At 62.8% G+C, this 784-nt stretch carries 1 protein-coding gene; it reads right to left on the bottom strand.

All coding sequences use genetic code 11. From position 1 onward, the window contains the following. A partial coding sequence (locus tag AC09SL_RS29460) for an AMP-binding protein (RefSeq protein ID WP_479572004.1) occupies positions 1-784 on the bottom strand: 784 nt, incomplete at both ends.

Below are 784 nucleotides of genomic sequence, written 5' to 3'. Positions count from 1 at the left end.
CCCAGCTCGATCCGGAAACCACGGATCTTCACTTGGTCGTCATTGCGGCCCAGGTATTCGATGCTGCCGTCCGCCAACCAACGACCGAGGTCGCCGGTCCGGTACAAGCGCGCCCCTTCACGCCCGCTAAAGGTATCGTCGATAAAGCGTTCCTGGGTCAATTCCGGACGGTTCAGATAACCCCGGGCCACGCCCGCACCGCCCACGTACATCTCACCCACCACCCCAACCGGCACCGGCTCACGCCGGGCGTCGAGCACGTACAGTTGCAGGTCGGGAATGCGCTTGCCGATCGGGCTCACTCCCGTCAACTGCGCATCGGCCGTTTCAAGCGGACGATAGGTCACGTGCACCGTCGTTTCGGTGATGCCGTACATGTTCACCAACTGCGTCCCAGCATTGGCGACACGGGCATACCAGGGCTTGAGCATCCCGGTTTCCAGCGCTTCACCGCCAAAGATCACCTGGCGCAGGCTGTGGCGCAGCTCGCTTTCGCCCTGGGCCGCAATCAACTGCCGGAAGGCGCTTGGCGTCTGGTTCAGTACGGTCACACCGGCCTCGCACAACAACGCATAACAGTCTTGCGGGGAGCGACTGACCAGTTGCGGCACCACCAACAGGCGACCGCCGTGGGTCAAGGCGCCCCAGATTTCCCAGACCGAGAAATCGAACGCGAAGGAATGGAACAGCGCCCAGACGTCTTGCGGACCAAACTCGAACCACGGTTGGGTCGCCGAAAACAGCCGTGCGACGTTGCGGTGCTCGACCATCACCCCTTTGGGCA

This window comes from Pseudomonas sp. PF05, assembly GCF_056521845.1.
Note: the sequence above shows the minus strand (reverse complement) of the source record. Positions and strands in the feature narration are given on the sequence as shown.